Source organism: Streptomyces sp. NPDC057854 (assembly GCF_042797055.1).
In the GTDB taxonomy this organism is placed as follows: Bacteria; Actinomycetota; Actinomycetes; order Streptomycetales; family Streptomycetaceae; genus Streptomyces.
In genome coordinates this window covers 492641-508177 of the sequence record NZ_JBHVMF010000001.1, presented here as the reverse complement: position 1 = coordinate 508177, position 15537 = coordinate 492641, and the positions used below count along the sequence as shown (strand labels likewise).

The window sequence follows — 15537 nt, the reverse complement described above, 5'->3', positions numbered from 1 at the left end:
CGGAACGCACCTGGTGACAGAGGCAACCCGCCGCCCGTGGACGGAGGGTGACGGGCAGTTCGACAGGGGCCGCAGAGTCGTGGAAGGTTCGGTTCCCCTGTGTTCCCCGGCGGGGGCGGGACCGCCCGCCGCGGCCGGGACGTCACCCGTCCGCCGTACCGCGCCGGAGCCCGGAAAGGGCCCCGATATCCTTCCGGCGTGGAGATCCCTTCATATGACGAGATCCGGGCCCTGCACCGGAAGCACGCCCCCAGCGACGAGGCGTTCGCCCTCGTCTTCACCCACTGCGAGATCGTCGCCGCCGTCGCCGACCAGCTGCTCGCCCGCTCCGGCGCGGACGTCGACGCCGACCTCGTCCGGGCCGGGTGCCTGCTGCACGACATCGGCGTCTACCGGCTGTACGACGCCGCCGGGCGCATCGACGGCTCCGCGTACGTCACCCACGGGCTCCTCGGCCACCGGCTGCTCGCCGAGGAGGGCCTGCCCGAGGCCCTGTGCCGCTTCTGCTCCTGCCACACCGGCGTCGGCATCACCCGGGAGGACGTCCTCGCGCAGGGCCTGCCGATCCCGCCCGCCGACTACGTGCCCGTCACGCCCGAGGAGCGGATGGTCATGTACGCCGACAAGTTCCACAGCAAGAGCACCCCGCCGCGATTCGTCTCCCCGGACAGCTTCGAGGTCCGCATCGGCCGCTTCGGCCCGGAGAAGGTCACCGCCTTCCAGGCCCTGCGCCGGCACTACGGCGATCCCGAACTCGACGGTCTCGCCGCCGCGTACGGCCACGCCGTCACCTGACCGCCCGGCCGGGCTCACCCGGCGGCCGTGAGGACGGTGACCACCGTCGCCGCGGCCACCGCCGCCCGCAGGTCCCGCACCGCCTCCCGCACGCCGTCGGTCGCCCACTGCCCCTCCGCGAGCTGCTCCATCCGCGCGGCGACCTCCTTGCGCGGCTCCCCGGGGAACGCCAGGCGGTGCAGCTTCGCCCCGTGCACCAGCGCGACCAGCCCGGCCGTCCGCTCGTCGGGCGCGGCGCCGTCGAGCACCACGGCCCGCAGCCGCTCCCGCAGCTCCCGCTCGGCCGAGCCGTCCGCCTCCGGATAGCGGCGCACCGGGAAGAGCCCGAGCACCCGGTGCCTCTCCTCCACCACCAGGCCCCGCGCGCACAGCCGCGCCACCGTCGCCGCCGGCGCCTTCGCCTGGTCCCTCGTCAGCCACTCGGCGACCTTCGGCGCCGAACTCCGCTTCCCCAGCCAGCCGGCCAACAGCACCAGCCGCTCGTCCAGCAGCGGCTCCCCGGTGGGGCTCTCGTCCACGACCGCCAGCCGCCCGCCCGTCACCGACACCCGCCCGGCGAACACCAGCTCCAGCAGGATCCCGCCCGCGACCGCCCACGCGGCCGCCTCCCGCTCCTTCGCCTCCCCGGACTCGTCGTCGAGCGACAGCAGGGCGATCTCCTCGGCGAGCGTGATCGTCATCGGCGTCCTTCCTGGTGGGGCCGCCGGACCCGCTCCGGAGGCTCTGCCCGGGAGGACGGTCTGACGGCCCGTCCGGTTGCGCCCCCGCGGGCGGGAACGTCCGTACGGGGCCGGCCGGCGGGCCGTTGTCAGTGGCGGCTGTCACGCTGGGGCCATGGACAGGCAGAGCGACAGTGCCCGGGACCGGGGGAAGGACGGCGGCATGGGCGGGGACCGCGACGAGGAGCTGCTGCGGGGCCGGGTGTACGGCCAGGAGCACGACGACCCGCGCCCGGGACCGCGCCCCGGGCGGGTCTACGCGGAGCTGGTCGGCGGCCCGCTCGACGGTCTGCTGCTCGACGTCACCGACTGGACCGGCGAGGAGATACGCGCCGGCGCCGTCCTGGAGACGGAGCTGGGCCGCTACGGCGCCGGAGGAAAGGCCGTCTACGGGCCGCGGGACGGCGACCCGCGGCGCCTCGACTGGACCGGCGACACCCGCTGACCGACCCCGCCCACCATGTGCCCGGGCGCGAAAGAGTCTGGGCGTGAAGAGACCGGCGGCGGGGGGCGGGGCGGCGACGAGACCGGGCGGGCGAGGCCGGGGCACGAAAAAAGGCGGGAGTTCTCCCGCCATGTTCAAGGTATAGCGCAAGGGGGGCCTTGCGGCAAGGCCCCCCAGGTGCCGCACAATCGCACACCTACCCCCGTCACCTGCGGAAACGAGATCCGTGCCCATGCCCCTGAGCACCACCGGCCCCTTCCGGCTCCCCGACCGCCTGGCCGCCAAGGCCGCCCCCGCCCTCGTCGCCGACGACGAGAAGCACTTCGCCGCCGTCGCGGAGAGCCTCGACCAGGCCGTCGCCGAGCTGTCCGAGCGGCTCGACGCCGTGCGCCGCGCCCCCGGCGGCGTGGGCCGCGAGGCGATGGAACGCGACCTGGAGGTCCACCGGCTCTCCGGCCGGCTGCGCGCCTTGCGCCGCTTCGGGCTCGACCTCTGCCTCGGCCGGATCGTCGCCGCCGACGGCTCCGCACCCCTCTACATCGGCCGCCTCGGCCTCACCGACAGCGAGGGCAATCGGCTGCTGGTCGACTGGCGCTCGCCCGCCGCCGAACCCTTCTTCGGCGCCACCCACGCCCACCCGATGGGCCTGGCCAGCCGCCGCCGCTACCGCTGGAACGGCGGCGCGATCACCGACTACTGGGACGAGGTCTTCACCGAGGGCGGCCTCGACGCGCACGCCGCCCTCGACGACCAGTCGGCCTTCATCGCCAGCCTCGGCACCAACCGCTCCGCGCGGATGCGCGACGTGCTCTCCACCATCCAGGCCGACCAGGACGCCATCGTCCGCGCCGGCTCGCGCGGCGCCCTCGTCGTCGACGGCGGCCCCGGCACCGGCAAGACCGTCGTCGCCCTCCACCGCGCCGCGTACCTCCTCTACTCCGACCCCCGGCTCGGCCACCGCCGCGGCGGCGTGCTGTTCGTCGGCCCCCACCAGCCCTACCTCGCGTACGTCTCCGACGTGCTGCCCAGCCTCGGCGAGGAGGGCGTCCGGACCTGCACCGTCCGTGACCTCGTCCCCGAGGGCGCCGCCGCCGGGCCCGAGCGGGACCCCGAGGTCGCCCGCCTCAAGTCGTCCGCCGCACTCGTCCGCGCCGTCGAGAAGGCCGTCCGCTTCTACGAGGAGCCGCCGGCCGGACCGACCCACGTCACCACCGACTGGGGCGACCTGACCGTCACCGGCGACGACTGGGCGGAGGCGTTCGACGCCCCTGGCCCCGGCACCCCGCACAACGAGGCCCGCGAGATCGTCTGGGACGAACTCGTCACCCTCCTCAAGGAGAAGGCCCGCGACGACGTCCCCGACGCCCTCTTCGAACGCGCCTTGCGGCACGACCGCGAACTCGTCGCCACCCTCGACCGCGCCTGGCCCATGCTGGAGCCCACCGACCTCGTCGGCGACCTGTGGACCGTCCCCGCCTACCTGCGCCTGTGCGCCCCCTGGCTGGACCGCGACGAGGTGCGCGCACTCCAGCGGGCCGACGCCCACGCGTGGACCACGTCCGACCTGCCGTTCCTCGACGCGGCCCGGCAGCGGCTCGGCGACCCCCGGGCCAGCGCCCGCAAGCGCCGGGAGCGGGCCACCCTCGCCGCCCGCAAGGAGCGGATGGCCGGCGTCATCGACAGCATCGTCCGTTCCGACGACGACGGCGAGGGCGCCGTCACCATGCTCCTCGGCAAGGACCTCCAGGACAGCCTCGTCGACGACAGCGGCCTGCCCGCCGCCGCCGGCGACCCGCTGGCCGGCCCCTACGCCCACGTCGTCGTCGACGAAGCCCAGGAACTCACCGACGCCGAATGGCAGATGCTGCTGCTGCGCTGCCCGTCCCGCAGCTTCACCGTCGTCGGCGACCGCGCCCAGGCCCGGCACGGCTTCACCGAGACCTGGCGCGAACGCCTGGAGCGGATCGGCCTCGACCGCATCGAGACCGCCTCCCTCACCATCAACTACCGCACCCCGGAAGAGGTCATGGCGGAGGCCGCCCCGGTCATCCGCGCCGCCCTCCCGGACGCCAACGTGCCGACCTCGGTCCGCGCCTCCGGCATCCCCGTCCGGCACGGCGGCACCGCCGAACTGGACACCGTCCTCGACGACTGGCTCGCCGCGCACGCCGACGGTGTCGCCTGCGTCATCGCCGCCGAGGGCCGGCTCCCCAGCCTCGGCGACCGCCCCCGGGTCAGGGCGCTCACCCCGAGCCTGTCCAAGGGTCTGGAGTTCGACCTCGTCGTCCTCCTCGACCCGCAGGAGTACGGCGAGGGCATCGAGGGCGCTGTCGACCGCTACGTGGCGATGACCCGGGCCACCCAGCGACTCGTCGTGCTCACCAGCGGCTGACCGGCCGCCGCCCGGACGCTCAGGCCGGCAGCCCGCCGCGCGCGATCACGTCCGCGTACCAGCGGGCGCTGTCCTTGAGCGTCCGCCGCTGACTGGCGAAGTCCACGTGCACGATCCCGAACCGCTTGCTGTACCCGAACGCCCACTCGAAGTTGTCCAGGAGCGACCACAAGAAGTAGCCCCGCACGTCCGCGCCGTCCTCCACGGCCCGCCGCACCGCCGCCAGATGCCCGCGCAGGTACGCGACCCGCTCCGGGTCGCGCACCTGCCCGGACGGGTCCGCGTAGTCGTCGTACGCGGCCCCGTTCTCCGTGATCATCAGGGGCACGTGCGGCAGCTCGTCGCGCAGCCGCACCAGCAGCTCGTACAGTCCGTCCGCGTCCACCGGCCAGTCCATCGCCGTCCGGGGCCCCGGCGCCGGCAGGAACCGCACGTGCCGCTCGGCGCCCGCCCACGGCGACGGCGACTCCGAGGAGCCCGCCGCGACCACCGTGGGGGAGTAGTAGTTCAGGCCCAGCGAGTCGATCGGCGCGGCGATCGCCGCCAGGTCCCCGTCCCGCACGAACCCCCAGTCCGTCACCCCGGCCGTGTCCCGCACCAGGTCCTCCGGCAGCCGGCCCCGGAAGACCGGGTCCAGGAAGACGCGGTTCGCGACCGCGTCGATGCGCCGGGCCGCGTCCCGGTCCTCCGCCGACTCCGTCAGCGCCCGCACCACGTGCAGGTTGAGCGTCAGCGACACCTCGGTCCCGGCCGGCAGCGTCTCCCGCAGCGCGCCCACCGCGAGGCCGTGCGCCAGGTTCAGGTGGTGCGCGGCGCGCAGGGCGGCGGCGTCGTCCGTCCGGCCCGGAGCGTGGACCCCGCTGCCGTACCCGAGGAACGCGGCGCACCACGGCTCGTTCAGCGTCGTCCAGGTCGCGACCCGGTCGCCCAGCCCGCCGGCGACGATCCCCGCGTACTCGGCGAACCGGGCGGCCGTCTCCCGGCGCGGCCAGCCGCCCGCGTCCTCCAGTTCCTGCGGCAGGTCCCAGTGGTACAGCGTCGCCACCGGCCGGATGCCCGCCTCGCGCAGCTCGTCGCAGAGCCGCCGGTAGAAGTCCAGGCCCTTCTGGAGCGCCGGACCGCGCCCGGTGGGCTGCACGCGCGGCCAGGCGACCGAGAACCGGTAGTCCGTCACGCCCAGCTCGCGCATCAGAGCGACGTCCTCGCGCACCCGGTGGTAGTGGTCGGCGGCGATGTCGCCGGTGTCGCCGTTGCGGACCTTGCCGGGCGTCCGGCTGAAGGTGTCCCAGATGGACGGCGTCCTGCCGTCCTCCGAGGCCGCGCCCTCGATCTGGTACGCGGCGGTGGCGGTGCCCCAGCGGAAGCCCTCCGGGAAGCGGAGCGTGGCGGCGGACTCGGGGCGGGCGTCGACAGCGGTCATGAGGAGGCAACTCCAGGAAGACGGGGGAGGGGAGCGGAGCGGAGCGGAGGGAAGGCGGCGGAGCCGGAGGGGTCAGCCCTTGACCGCGCCCTGCATGATGCCGCCGACGATCTGGCGGCCCAGCAGGCCGAAGACCAGCAGCACGGGCAGCGTGCCGAGCAGGGTGCCGGCCATGATGACCGACTGGTCGTGGACGTAGCCGCCGCCGAGCTGGCGGAGCGCCACCTGGACGGTCGGCTCCTGCGAGGAGAGCGCCACGATCGGCCAGAAGAAGTCGTTCCACGCGGCCATGAAGGTGAGCAGGCCGAGGACGGCCATGCCGGGGCGGGCGATCGGCACCACGATCGACCAGAAGATCCGGGCGGTGGAGGCGCCGTCGACCCGTGCCGCCTCGATCAGCTCGTCGGGCAGCGACTGCACGAGGTACTGGCGCATGAAGAACACGCCGAAGGCGGAGACGAGCCCGGGCAGGATCACCGACTGGAGCTGGTTCACCCACTGGAGCTCCGCGATCAGCATGAACAGCGGGATGACGCCGAGCTGCGGCGGGATCATCATCGTGCCCACGGTGACCGCGAGCAGCGCGCCCCGGCCGCGGAAGCGGAGCTTGGCGAAGGCGAACCCGGCGAGGGTGCAGCACAGCACCGTGCCGACGGTGATCGAGCCGGACACGATCAGCGAGTTGAGCAGCGCCTTGCCGATGTCGGCCTCGGCGAGGACGGCCTCGAAGTTCTCGATCAGGTGCGGTCCGGGCACCAGCGACGGCGGCACCTGGGCCAGGTCGGCGTTGGTGCGGCTGGCGGCGACGATGGTCCAGTAGAACGGGAAGGCCGAGACGAGGACCGCCAGGATCAGCACCGCGTACGCGAGCGGGCCGGCCTTCAGGGTCCGTCCGGCGCCCGAGCGGCGGGGCCGGCCGGGCCGCCGCGCGGCGGGCGCGACGACCGGGGCGGGCGGAGCGGGCGGGTCGGCGAGTGCGGTCATCGGCCGGCCTCCTTGCGGGAACGGCGGCGCGCGATCAGGGCGTTGACCCCGACGAGCACCAGGATCAGCAGGAACATCACCCAGGCGATGGCGGCGGCGCGGCCGAGGTGGAAGAAGCCCCAGCCCTGCTCGTACATGTAGAGGCCGAGGGTCTGGTACTGGTGCGAGATGCCGCCCGACATGGAGCCCTCGAAGAGCAGCGGCTCGCCGAACAGCTGGGTGGCGCCGATGGTGGAGACCACGACGGTGAAGAGGATCGTCGGCCGCAGGCCCGGCAGCGTCACGTGGAAGAACTGCCGCCATCGGGAGGCGCCGTCCATCTCCGCCGCCTCGTACAGCTCCGACGGGATCGACTGCATGCCGGCGAGGTAGATGAGCGCGTTGTAGCCGGTCCAGCGCCACACGACGATCGTGGAGACGGCGATCTGCGAGCTGAGCGTGCCCGACTGCCAGTCGACCGGCCCCACGCCGACGAGACCGAGGACGTAGTTGACGAGCCCGAAGTCGCGGCCGAAGAGCTGGGCGAACACGAGGGTCGCGGCGGCGACGGAGGTGGCGTACGGCAGCAGCATCGCCGTCCGCAGGAACGTCCGGCCGCGCAGCCGGTGGTTGAGCAGGTGGGCCAGCGCGAGCGCCATGACCAGCTGCGGGACGGTCGACAGGACGCCGATGGTGAAGGTGTTGCGCAGCGCGGTCCAGAAGAACTCGTCGCCGAAGAGGGCGGTGTAGTTGCCGAGTCCGCGCCACTCCATGGCGCCGGGGTTCTGCAGTTCGACCCGGTGGAGGGACACGTACGCCGTGTAGACCAGCGGGAAGAGCCCGAAGGCGGCGAAGAGGGTGAAGAACGGCGCGACGTACGTGTACGGCGACACCACGCGCCACGCCCGCCGGAGAACCGGCTGGCGCGGGACGGCGACGGCTTTCGCCGGAGCGGTGAGGGTCACGGTGCGGCCCTTCGGGAGGCGGTCGGGGGAGGGGGCGAGGGGCGAGGGGGCCGGCGAGTAGCCCGGGATGCGTACAGGCCCAGGACGGGGGCGGCCCGTACGGGGGCTTGGGCGGCCGGGCGGCCCGGCGGGGGTTCCGGCGGCCGGGCGGCCGGGCGGTTCGGCCCGTCGCCGCCCGGCCGGGAGCGGGGTCAGCCGAGGGTGTTGGCGACGCCCTTCTTCGCGTTGTCCCACGCCTTCTCCGGCGCCAGGCCCTTGCGTTCGACCTCGCTCAGCGCGTTGGTGATCTGCTGGTTGATGTTCTGGTCGTGGACGCCGAGGACCTGGACCGGCGCCGCCTTGGCCGCGTCGCCGAAGATCCTGCCGATGGGGGCGCCGGAGAAGTACGGGTCCGTGGTGTCCGCGACCTCGGCGATCGCGCCGGTCGAGGAGGGGAAGTTGCCCTGCTTGGCGAAGACCTTCGCCTGCTGCTCGGGCGCGGTGAGCCACTTGATCAGCTCGTACGCCTCCTTCTTGTGCTGCGCGGCGCGCGGCACCGCGAGGTAGGAGCCGCCCCAGTTGCCGGCGCCGCCGGGCAGCGCCGCGATGTCCCACTTGCCCTTGCCGCTGTCGCCGGCCTGGCCCTTGATGTAGCCGAGCATCCAGGCGGGGCAGGGGATGGTGGCGAAGGAGCCGGCGGCGAACGCCTGGTTCCACTGTGGGGACCACTGGTCGAGCTTGGCGCTCAGGCCGGCATCGCTCGCCTCGACGGCGGTCTCCCAGGCGGTCTTGAGCGCGGGGTTGGTCTCCCAGATCAGGGCGCCGGAGGCGTCGTAGTAGCGCTCCTTCTCCTGCCCGATCATGATCGAGAAGAGGCTGCCGACGCTGTCCAGCCAGGCGCTCTTGGCGGGCGCCTTGGCCTTGTACTGCTTGCCGAGCTCCAGGTAGCCGTCCCAGGTGGACCAGCGCTTGGCCAGCTCGGTGCGGTCGGTGGGGAGTCCGGCCTGCTGGAACAGGTCGGTGCGGTAGCACATGGCCTCGGGGCCGACGTCGGTGCCGAGGCCCAGCACCTCGCCGTTCTTGCCGGTGGCGGCGGCCCACTTGGCGTCGGCGAACTGGCCCTTGAGCCCGTCGGCCCCGTACTTCCGCAGGTCCTCGAAGCGGTCGGCCTGCTGCTGGGTGACGGAGGCGATGCGGCCGACCTCGATGCCCTGGACGTCGGCGAGGCCTCCGCCGCCGGCGAGCCGGGTCTGGAGCGACTTCCAGTAGTCGGCCTCGTCCTCGGTGTCGGTCTGCTTGATGGTGACGCCGGGGTGCAGCTTCTCGTACTCGGCGTAGAGGCCGGCCTCCTTGTAGCCGAAGGAGCCGAAGAGGTCGACGGTGATCGTGACCTTGCCGTCCGCCTTGTCGGAGGCGGTGCCGGAGGCGCCGGATCCGCAGGCGGCGAGCAGGGAACCGGCGACCGCGACCGCGCCGAGGCGGAGGGCGGCCTGGGTGGCGGCTCGGGTGAGGGGCATGGAAGGGCTCCCTTGGCGTCGGGACGGGTCGGGGGAGGGGCGAGGGACGGCTCCGGGTCCTCCCGGAGGCCGGAGGGACGCTTGAGAGCGCTCTCAAGAACGGTCTGGAGCGTGCCCCGACTCCGCCGTTCCCGTCAAGACTCGAAGGCGTAACGGCTCGGAATCGAGCGGTTCCTACGGAGCCTCCGCTCCAACTCCTCCCTGTGTCGCTTCTCTTGACGCTCAGGTTTCGGGAGTTTTACGTTGCGCACTGCTGAGAGCGCTCTCAGGTCCCGTGCGGACCATCCCCCGAAAACCCCCCACATCCCCACATCACCCCACACCCCCACACCCCTTCCACCGCAACGAGGTGCTGTACGTGTCAGCTCCCCGCTCCCGACCGGCCGCGTCGCTGGTCCTCACCGCCGCCCTCGCCGCCGCCGGTCTCGTACCGGCCGCCGCCGGGCCCGCCTCCGCCGCCACCGTCCCCGTGGGCGCCGGCAGCTACTCCGACACCCGCCCCGCCGGGACCTCCGGCCCCACCACGAACACCGGCGCCCCCGTCACCCCCAAGGTGACCGCCGCCGCCAAGGACCGGCCGGTGCCCACCAACGACTGGTGGTCCTCGCTCGCCTTCCAGCGCTACGGCGACAACCCGTACTCCACCCCGATGTACGGCCACCCGCTCACCTACCAGGCCGTGGCCGGCGGCCTGGAGATCGGCTACCCCACCACGCCCGCGATCGTCGGCGACGGGCGCCAGTACGAGTTCCCCCACAAGGCCGACCTCACCCTCGGCCTCACCGGCCTCAACTCGCCCGACACCAAGGCCGACGACTGGTCGGACTGGACCGTCACCCCGCTCTGGTCCGACGGCGCCCGCACCCTGCGCACCACCATCGGCCACGGCATGCCGTTCGTGTACGCCCGGGGCACCGGCGGCGACGCCCGCGTCACCACGGCCACCGCCCCCACCGTCTTCGCCGACCAGGGCAACGTCCTCGGCATCACCGTCGCCGGCCACCACTACGCCCTGTTCGCCCCCTCCGGCGCCGACTGGACCGTCTCCGGCAGCACGGTCACCGCCGGGCTCGCCGGCAAGGACTACTTCTCCGTCGCCGTCCTCCCGTCGACCGACGCCCTGGCGACCTTCCGCCGGTACGCCTACAGCTTCGTCACCGGCTCCCGCGTCACCTGGTCGTCCTCCGGCGGCCGGATCAACGCCACGTACGCCCTCACCACCGAGGCGAAGGAGGGCACCGAGACCGGCACCCTCCAGGCCCTCTACCGGCACCAGTGGCTTCACACCTCCGACCCCCTCACCCCGTACACGTACGTCTCCCCGCGCGGCACCATGAAGGTGCGGGAGAGCAGGACGTTCACCACCAGCCGGAAGCAGGCCGCCGTCCTGCCCGCGCTGCCCGCCTCGGGCGCGGTGGACCAGGCGCGGCTGCGCGGCTATCTGAACGAGGTGGTGAACTCCGCCGACCCGTTCTCCGGCGCCACCGACACGTACTGGACGGGCAAGGCCCTCGGCAAGCTCGCGCAGCTGGTGCCGCTCGCCGAGCAGCTGGGCGACACCGCCCTGCGCGACCGGCTGGTCGGATTGCTCAAGGGCCGGCTGCAGGAGTGGTTCACGGTGGGCGGCGCGAGCGAGTTCTCGTACGACCGTACCTGGAAGACCCTGACCGGCTACCCCGCCTCGTACGGCAGCGACACCGAGCTCAACGACCACCACTTCCACTACGGCTACTACGTGTACGCCGCCGCGATCGTCGCCCAGTACGACCCGGCGTGGGCCGCCGACTCCGCCTGGGGCGGCATGGTCAAGACGCTGGTCCGCGACGTCGCCAACCCGAGCCGCACCGACAGCGCCTTCCCGTTCCTGCGCGGCTTCGACGTCTACGCCGGGCACAGCTGGGCCTCCGGCCACTCCGGCTTCGCGGCCGGCAACAACCAGGAGTCGTCCTCCGAGTCCACCAACCTGAGCGCCGCGCTCGTCCTCTGGGGCTCAGCCACCGGTGACACCGCCCTGCGCGACCTCGGCGGCTACCTCCTCGCGACCGAGTCCGACGCCATCGGCCAGTACTGGTTCGACGCCGACCAGCAGGTCTTCCCGGGCTCCTTCGGGCACGACACCGTCGGCATGGTCTGGGGCAGCGGCGGCGCCTACGCCACCTGGTGGACGGCGAACCCGGAGGAGATCCACGGCATCAACACCCTCCCGGTGACCGCCGGCGGCTCCCTCCACATGGGCGGCTACCCGGGAGCGATCCGCCGGAACCTGGCCGAGATGGAGCGCGAGAACGGCGGCCCCGCCGTCGAATGGCGCGACATCCTCTGGGAGTTCGAGTCGCTCGCCGACCCGGCCCGCGCCAAGGGACGGTTCGACGCCACCGGCGGCAACTACACCCCCGAGGCGGGCGAGACCCGCGCCCACACCTACCACTGGCTGACCACCCTGGACGCGCTCGGCGCGCCCGACGCGAGCGTCACCGGCTCGATCCCCGCGTCCGCCGTCTTCCTCAAGGGCACCGAGCGCACCTACGCCGCCCACAACCACGGCTCCGCCCCGGTCACCGTCACCTTCTCCGACGGCAAGTCCCTGACCGTACCGGCCCGTTCCACCGCCACCGGCAAGGGCACCGGCTCTGTCCCGTGCGGGCAGCCCGGCGCGCCGGCCTGCCCCGAGCCGAGCACCGGCGACACCTTCCGGCTGGTGAGCGGCGGCCGGCTGACGACCGCCACCGACACCACCGCGGGCAGCGACACGATCGCCTCCGCCGGCGGCGCCAACCACGACGGCACCCCGCACCAGCCGCTCGTCTACGAGGCCCGGAACGTCACCGGCACCCTCACCCCGGGCGCCGCCACGGCCTTCCGCCTCGCCGTCGACGCCGGCACCGCCGTCGGCCTGGGCCAGCAGGCCCGGATCAGCTACGACCTGACCGGCGACGGCACCTTCGAACGCACCGAGACGTACCACTACTTCGCCACCGACCCGGTGCCCGGCTGGGAGCGCTACGACCAAGCCCGGGGCCTGAGGTCCGCCACCGGCACCCTCGGCGACCTGCGCGGCGGTACCGTCCGCGTGGAGCTGTGGAGCGCCATCGGCAACGGCCCGTCCACGGTCCGGACGGGGACGGCGGACTCCGTCGTCGTCATCCCCTTCGACTGAACCGGGGGCTAGGCCGACGCCCGGCGCACCAGGGTCGTCGGCGTGATCAGCGGGTCCGGGGCGGGTGCCCCGGACCCGTGGTCGTTCAGCAGCCGCATGAGCAGCCGGACCATCAGCCGGCCCATGCCCTCGATGTCCTGCCGGACCGTCGTCAGCGGCGGCTCGGTGTGCTCGGCGATCGACGCCACGTCGTCGAAGCCGACCACGGCCACGTCCTCGGGGACCCGGCGCCCCCGCTCCCGCAGCACCCGCAGCGCGCCGGAGGCCATCAGGTCGTTGGCGGCGAACACGCCGTCCACGTCCGGCCTCCGGTCGAGCAGTTCGGCCATGGCCCGGGCGCCGCTCTCGGCCGTGAAGTCGCCGTGGCACAGCAGCTCCGGGTCCGGCTCCCCGAGCGCGTCCCGCCAGCCGCCGGCCCGGTCCGCGGCCGACGTCTGGTCGCGCGGCCCGGCGAGGTGCGCCACCGCGCGGCAGCCCCGGTCGACCAGGAGCCGGACGGCCTCGCGGGCCCCGCCGCGGTTGTCGGCGTCCACGTACGGAAGCTCCGGGCCGGTCCCGTCCGCCGGTCGCCCGCCGAGCACCGTCGGTATCTTGGCCCGGCGCAGCACCGCGGTCAGCTCGTCCTCGTCGTGCAGGGAGAAGGCGAGGGCGCCGTCGACGTGCCCGCTGCCGAGGTAGCGGGCGATCCGGTCGTGGTCGCCCGGGCTCTCCACCCAGAGCAGCACCAACTGCGAGTCGTGGACGGTCAGTTCGCGGCTGATGCCGCGCACCTGCTGCTGGAAGAAGGGGTCGGAGAAGATCCGGAACTCCGGCTCGGCGATGACGACGGCCACGGCGCCGTTCCGCCGGGTGACGAGGGTGCGGGCCGCCAGGTTGGGCACGTACCCGAGCTCGTCGACCGCCCGGCGGACCTTCTCGACCAGCGGGGGGCGCACCCCGGCGCCGCCGTTGACGACCCGGGAGGCCGTCGCCCGCGACACGCCGGCGCGGGCCGCGACGGCCTCCAGGGTCGGGCGTGCCCCCGTCGTCTGCTCGGCCACGTGGGGCCCCCTTCATCTGCTCGGTCCGGGAGCGGGCGGCTGCCCGGACGGACCGCGTGATGTTCCGGGGCCAGGATATCCGTACCGGTGAGCGTTCTGAGAGCGCTCTCTGGGAGGGGGTCGCCGGGGCCCGCCGGCGTTCACCCGTGCCGGTGGTCGCGGCCCGTACCGGCTGCCGCCGCCGGTCCCGTACGGCAGCGTGACCGCCATGAACGTCCGCCGTACGGCGCTCCCGCTGCTCACCGCCCTCCTGGTCGGCGGGTGCGTCGCCCTCCCCGAGCCCTCCGCGCCGCCCGCGCCCCGCCCGCCGGGGGCCGCCCCGCCCGCCCCCGCGCCCGCCGCCCAGCGCCCGCCGGCGCCGCTCCCGGACCGCCCCGAGCGCCCGGTCGAGCCCGAGCCCCGGGAGGAACTGGCCCGCACGGAGGGGCACTCGGACGCGGTGCCGACCCGTCGGCCCGGCGCCGGGGGCGTCGGCGTACGGCCCCCGGCCGGCGGGGGCGCGGGAGCCCGCGCGCGGACCGCCGCCCCCGGCGCGGACGGCAGCCGGACGCCGGCGCGGTACGGCGGTGCGCCCGCTCCCGCGCCGGAGCCCCGTATCGCGACCCCGCCCCGGCCCGCCCCGGTGCGGCAGCAGCCGCCCCGGACCCGCGCCGTGCCGTCGCCCCGCACCGCCGCGCCCCGCCCGGCCGGCGGGCAGGTGCCCGAGATGCGGGAGCTCTGCCGTGAGGCGCGGCGGATCGATGCCCCGATGGGGGCGGCCGAGCTCTGCCGGAGCGCCTACGGCCGCTGACGGACCGTCGAAGTGGCCCAGGCAGAAGGTCCGTCAATGGACCAGGAGACGCGGGCCACTTCACCGTACCGTCGTGTCCATGGCGAACACCTCCCCGGCGCGCCCCGCCGACGCGACCCCCGCGACCACCCCGCCCGCCGCGTCCGCGCGGGCGTCCGCGCCCCGCGCCCTGCTCCTCGCCCAGCTCGCCAACTCCGTCGGCGACGGCGCCTTCTACGTCACCTCCGCGCTCTACTTCACGGGCGTCGCCGGACTCTCCGCCGCCCAGGTCGGCGCCGGCCTCGCCGTCGCCTGGGCGGTCGGCTCACCCGCCGGGGTGCCGCTCGGGGCGCTCGCCGACCGGCGCGGCCCGCGCGGCGTCTCCGTCCTCCTCGCGCTCGTCACCGCCGCGGCGGTCGCGTCCTTCCTGCTCACCGACTCCTTCCCGGCCTTCCTGGCCGCCGCCACCCTCTACGCCTGCGCCCAGAGCGGGCTCGCCGCCGCCCGGCAGGCGCTCCTCGCCGGGCTGGTCGCCCCGGCCGACCGCACCGCCGTCCTCGCCCGGCTCCAGGCCGTCCTCAACGCCGGCCTCGCCGTCGGCGCGGCCCTCGGCGGCATCGCCCTCCACGCCGGCACGCGCGGCGCCTACCACGCCGTCTTCGTGCTCGACGCGGCCGGCTTCCTCTGCTGCGCCCTGCTGCTCGGCCGGCTCCCCGCGCCCGCGACCGCCCCGGCCCCGGCCGCCGCGCGCGGCGGCTCCGGGACGGCCGTGCTCCGCGACCGCCCGTACGCCGCCCTGGCCCTGCTCAACGCGCTGATGCTGCTGCGGCTGCCGGTCCTCAGCCTCGCCCTGCCGCTGTGGATCACCCAGCGGACGGCGGCGCCCGGCTGGACCGTCTCCGCGCTCTTCGTCCTCAACACCGCGGCCGTCACCCTCTTCCAGGTCCGGGCCGCCCGCTCGGTCACCGACCTCGGCACCGCCGCGGCGGCCGTCCGGGGCGCGGGCGCCGTCATGTTCGCCGGCTGCGCCGTCTTCGCGGCCACCGCGCTCCCCGGGCTCGGCGCCGGGCCGGCCGTCGCCGTCCTGGTCCTCGGCGCCGTCCTCATGGTCGTGGGCGAGATGCGGCACGCGGCCGGCTCCTGGCAGCTGGGCCTCGGCCTGGCGCCCGCCGACCGGATCGGCCAGTACCAGGGCTTCTACGGCGCCGGCGTCCCCGTGGCCCGCGCGCTCGGACCGGTCGTCGTGACGACCCTCCTGATCGGCGTCGGACCCGCCGGCTGGCTGCTGCTCGGCGGCGTCTTCGTGCTGGCCGCCGCCGCCACCGGGCCGGTCTCCCGCTGGGCCGCCCGCACCCGGGGCGCGGACGCCTGACGGC

The 15537-nt window shown here is 74.6% G+C and carries 12 protein-coding genes; 6 read left to right on the top strand and 6 right to left on the bottom strand.

The window, feature by feature from the left end; translation table 11 throughout:
* Nucleotides 1–198 precede the first annotated feature (198 nt).
* On the top strand, nt 199–795 hold the full coding sequence (locus tag ACFVQZ_RS02290) for an HD domain-containing protein (RefSeq protein ID WP_030494923.1): 597 nt from the start codon (nt 199–201) through the stop codon (nt 793–795).
* Nucleotides 796–809: 14 nt separating this feature from the next.
* Here the strand turns inward: ACFVQZ_RS02290 and ACFVQZ_RS02285 are convergent, their stop codons facing one another.
* On the bottom strand, nt 810–1475 hold the full coding sequence (locus ACFVQZ_RS02285) for a GPP34 family phosphoprotein (protein WP_383618935.1): 666 nt from the start codon (nt 1473–1475) through the stop codon (nt 810–812).
* Between the two features lie 154 nt (nt 1476–1629).
* Between ACFVQZ_RS02285 and ACFVQZ_RS02280 the strand changes: the two genes are divergently transcribed.
* Both ACFVQZ_RS02280 and helR read left to right on the top strand, forming a co-directional pair.
* Entirely contained in the window at nt 1630–1959 is a 330-nt protein-coding gene (locus ACFVQZ_RS02280) for a hypothetical protein (RefSeq protein WP_383618933.1), read from the top strand.
* 232 nt (nt 1960–2191) lie between these two features.
* Nucleotides 2192–4351: an RNA polymerase recycling motor ATPase HelR gene (gene helR / locus ACFVQZ_RS02275; protein ID WP_383618932.1), complete on the top strand. Its 2160-nt coding sequence runs from the start codon at nt 2192–2194 to the stop codon at nt 4349–4351.
* A gap of 19 nt (nt 4352–4370) precedes the next feature.
* Here the strand turns inward: helR and ACFVQZ_RS02270 are convergent, their stop codons facing one another.
* The 4 genes from ACFVQZ_RS02270 to ACFVQZ_RS02255 form a co-directional block, all read right to left on the bottom strand.
* The gene (locus tag ACFVQZ_RS02270) at nt 4371–5771 is read right to left on the bottom strand and encodes a GH1 family beta-glucosidase (RefSeq protein ID WP_030494919.1); all 1401 of its coding nucleotides are present in this window, start codon (nt 5769–5771) and stop codon (nt 4371–4373) included.
* 72 nt (nt 5772–5843) lie between these two features.
* Nucleotides 5844–6755, bottom strand: a complete 912-nt coding sequence (locus tag ACFVQZ_RS02265) for a carbohydrate ABC transporter permease (RefSeq protein WP_383618930.1) — start codon at nt 6753–6755, stop codon at nt 5844–5846.
* A complete protein-coding gene (locus ACFVQZ_RS02260) occupies nt 6752–7699 on the bottom strand; it encodes a carbohydrate ABC transporter permease (RefSeq protein WP_030494917.1) in 948 nt (315 codons plus the stop codon). The genes ACFVQZ_RS02265 and ACFVQZ_RS02260 overlap by 4 nt, the downstream gene beginning before the upstream one ends.
* 191 nt (nt 7700–7890) lie before the next feature.
* Nucleotides 7891–9195 (bottom strand): extracellular solute-binding protein, encoded by a 1305-nt coding sequence (locus tag ACFVQZ_RS02255; protein WP_030494916.1) that lies wholly within the window; start codon nt 9193–9195, stop codon nt 7891–7893.
* Nucleotides 9196–9553: 358 nt separating this feature from the next.
* Here ACFVQZ_RS02255 and ACFVQZ_RS02250 point away from each other — a divergent pair, with 358 nt between their 5' ends.
* On the top strand, nt 9554–12352 hold the full coding sequence (locus ACFVQZ_RS02250; RefSeq protein WP_383618928.1) for a glycosyl hydrolase: 2799 nt from the start codon (nt 9554–9556) through the stop codon (nt 12350–12352).
* Between the two features lie 8 nt (nt 12353–12360).
* On the opposite strand, the gene ACFVQZ_RS02245 is transcribed toward ACFVQZ_RS02250, so the two are convergent.
* Nucleotides 12361–13392 carry a LacI family DNA-binding transcriptional regulator gene (locus tag ACFVQZ_RS02245; RefSeq protein ID WP_030494914.1) on the bottom strand — a complete coding sequence of 344 codons (1032 nt, stop codon included), beginning with the start codon at nt 13390–13392 and terminating at the stop codon, nt 12361–12363.
* A 208-nt stretch (nt 13393–13600) separates the two neighbouring features.
* On the opposite strand from ACFVQZ_RS02245, the gene ACFVQZ_RS02240 reads away from it, so the two are divergent.
* Together ACFVQZ_RS02240 and ACFVQZ_RS02235 are read left to right on the top strand one after the other, a co-directional pair.
* On the top strand, nt 13601–14182 hold the full coding sequence (locus tag ACFVQZ_RS02240) for a hypothetical protein (protein WP_383618925.1): 582 nt from the start codon (nt 13601–13603) through the stop codon (nt 14180–14182).
* Between the two features lie 79 nt (nt 14183–14261).
* Complete coding sequence (locus ACFVQZ_RS02235) at nt 14262–15533, top strand: MFS transporter (RefSeq protein WP_383618923.1); 1272 nt, start codon at nt 14262–14264, stop codon at nt 15531–15533.
* The last annotated feature ends 4 nt before the right edge of the window (nt 15534–15537 follow it).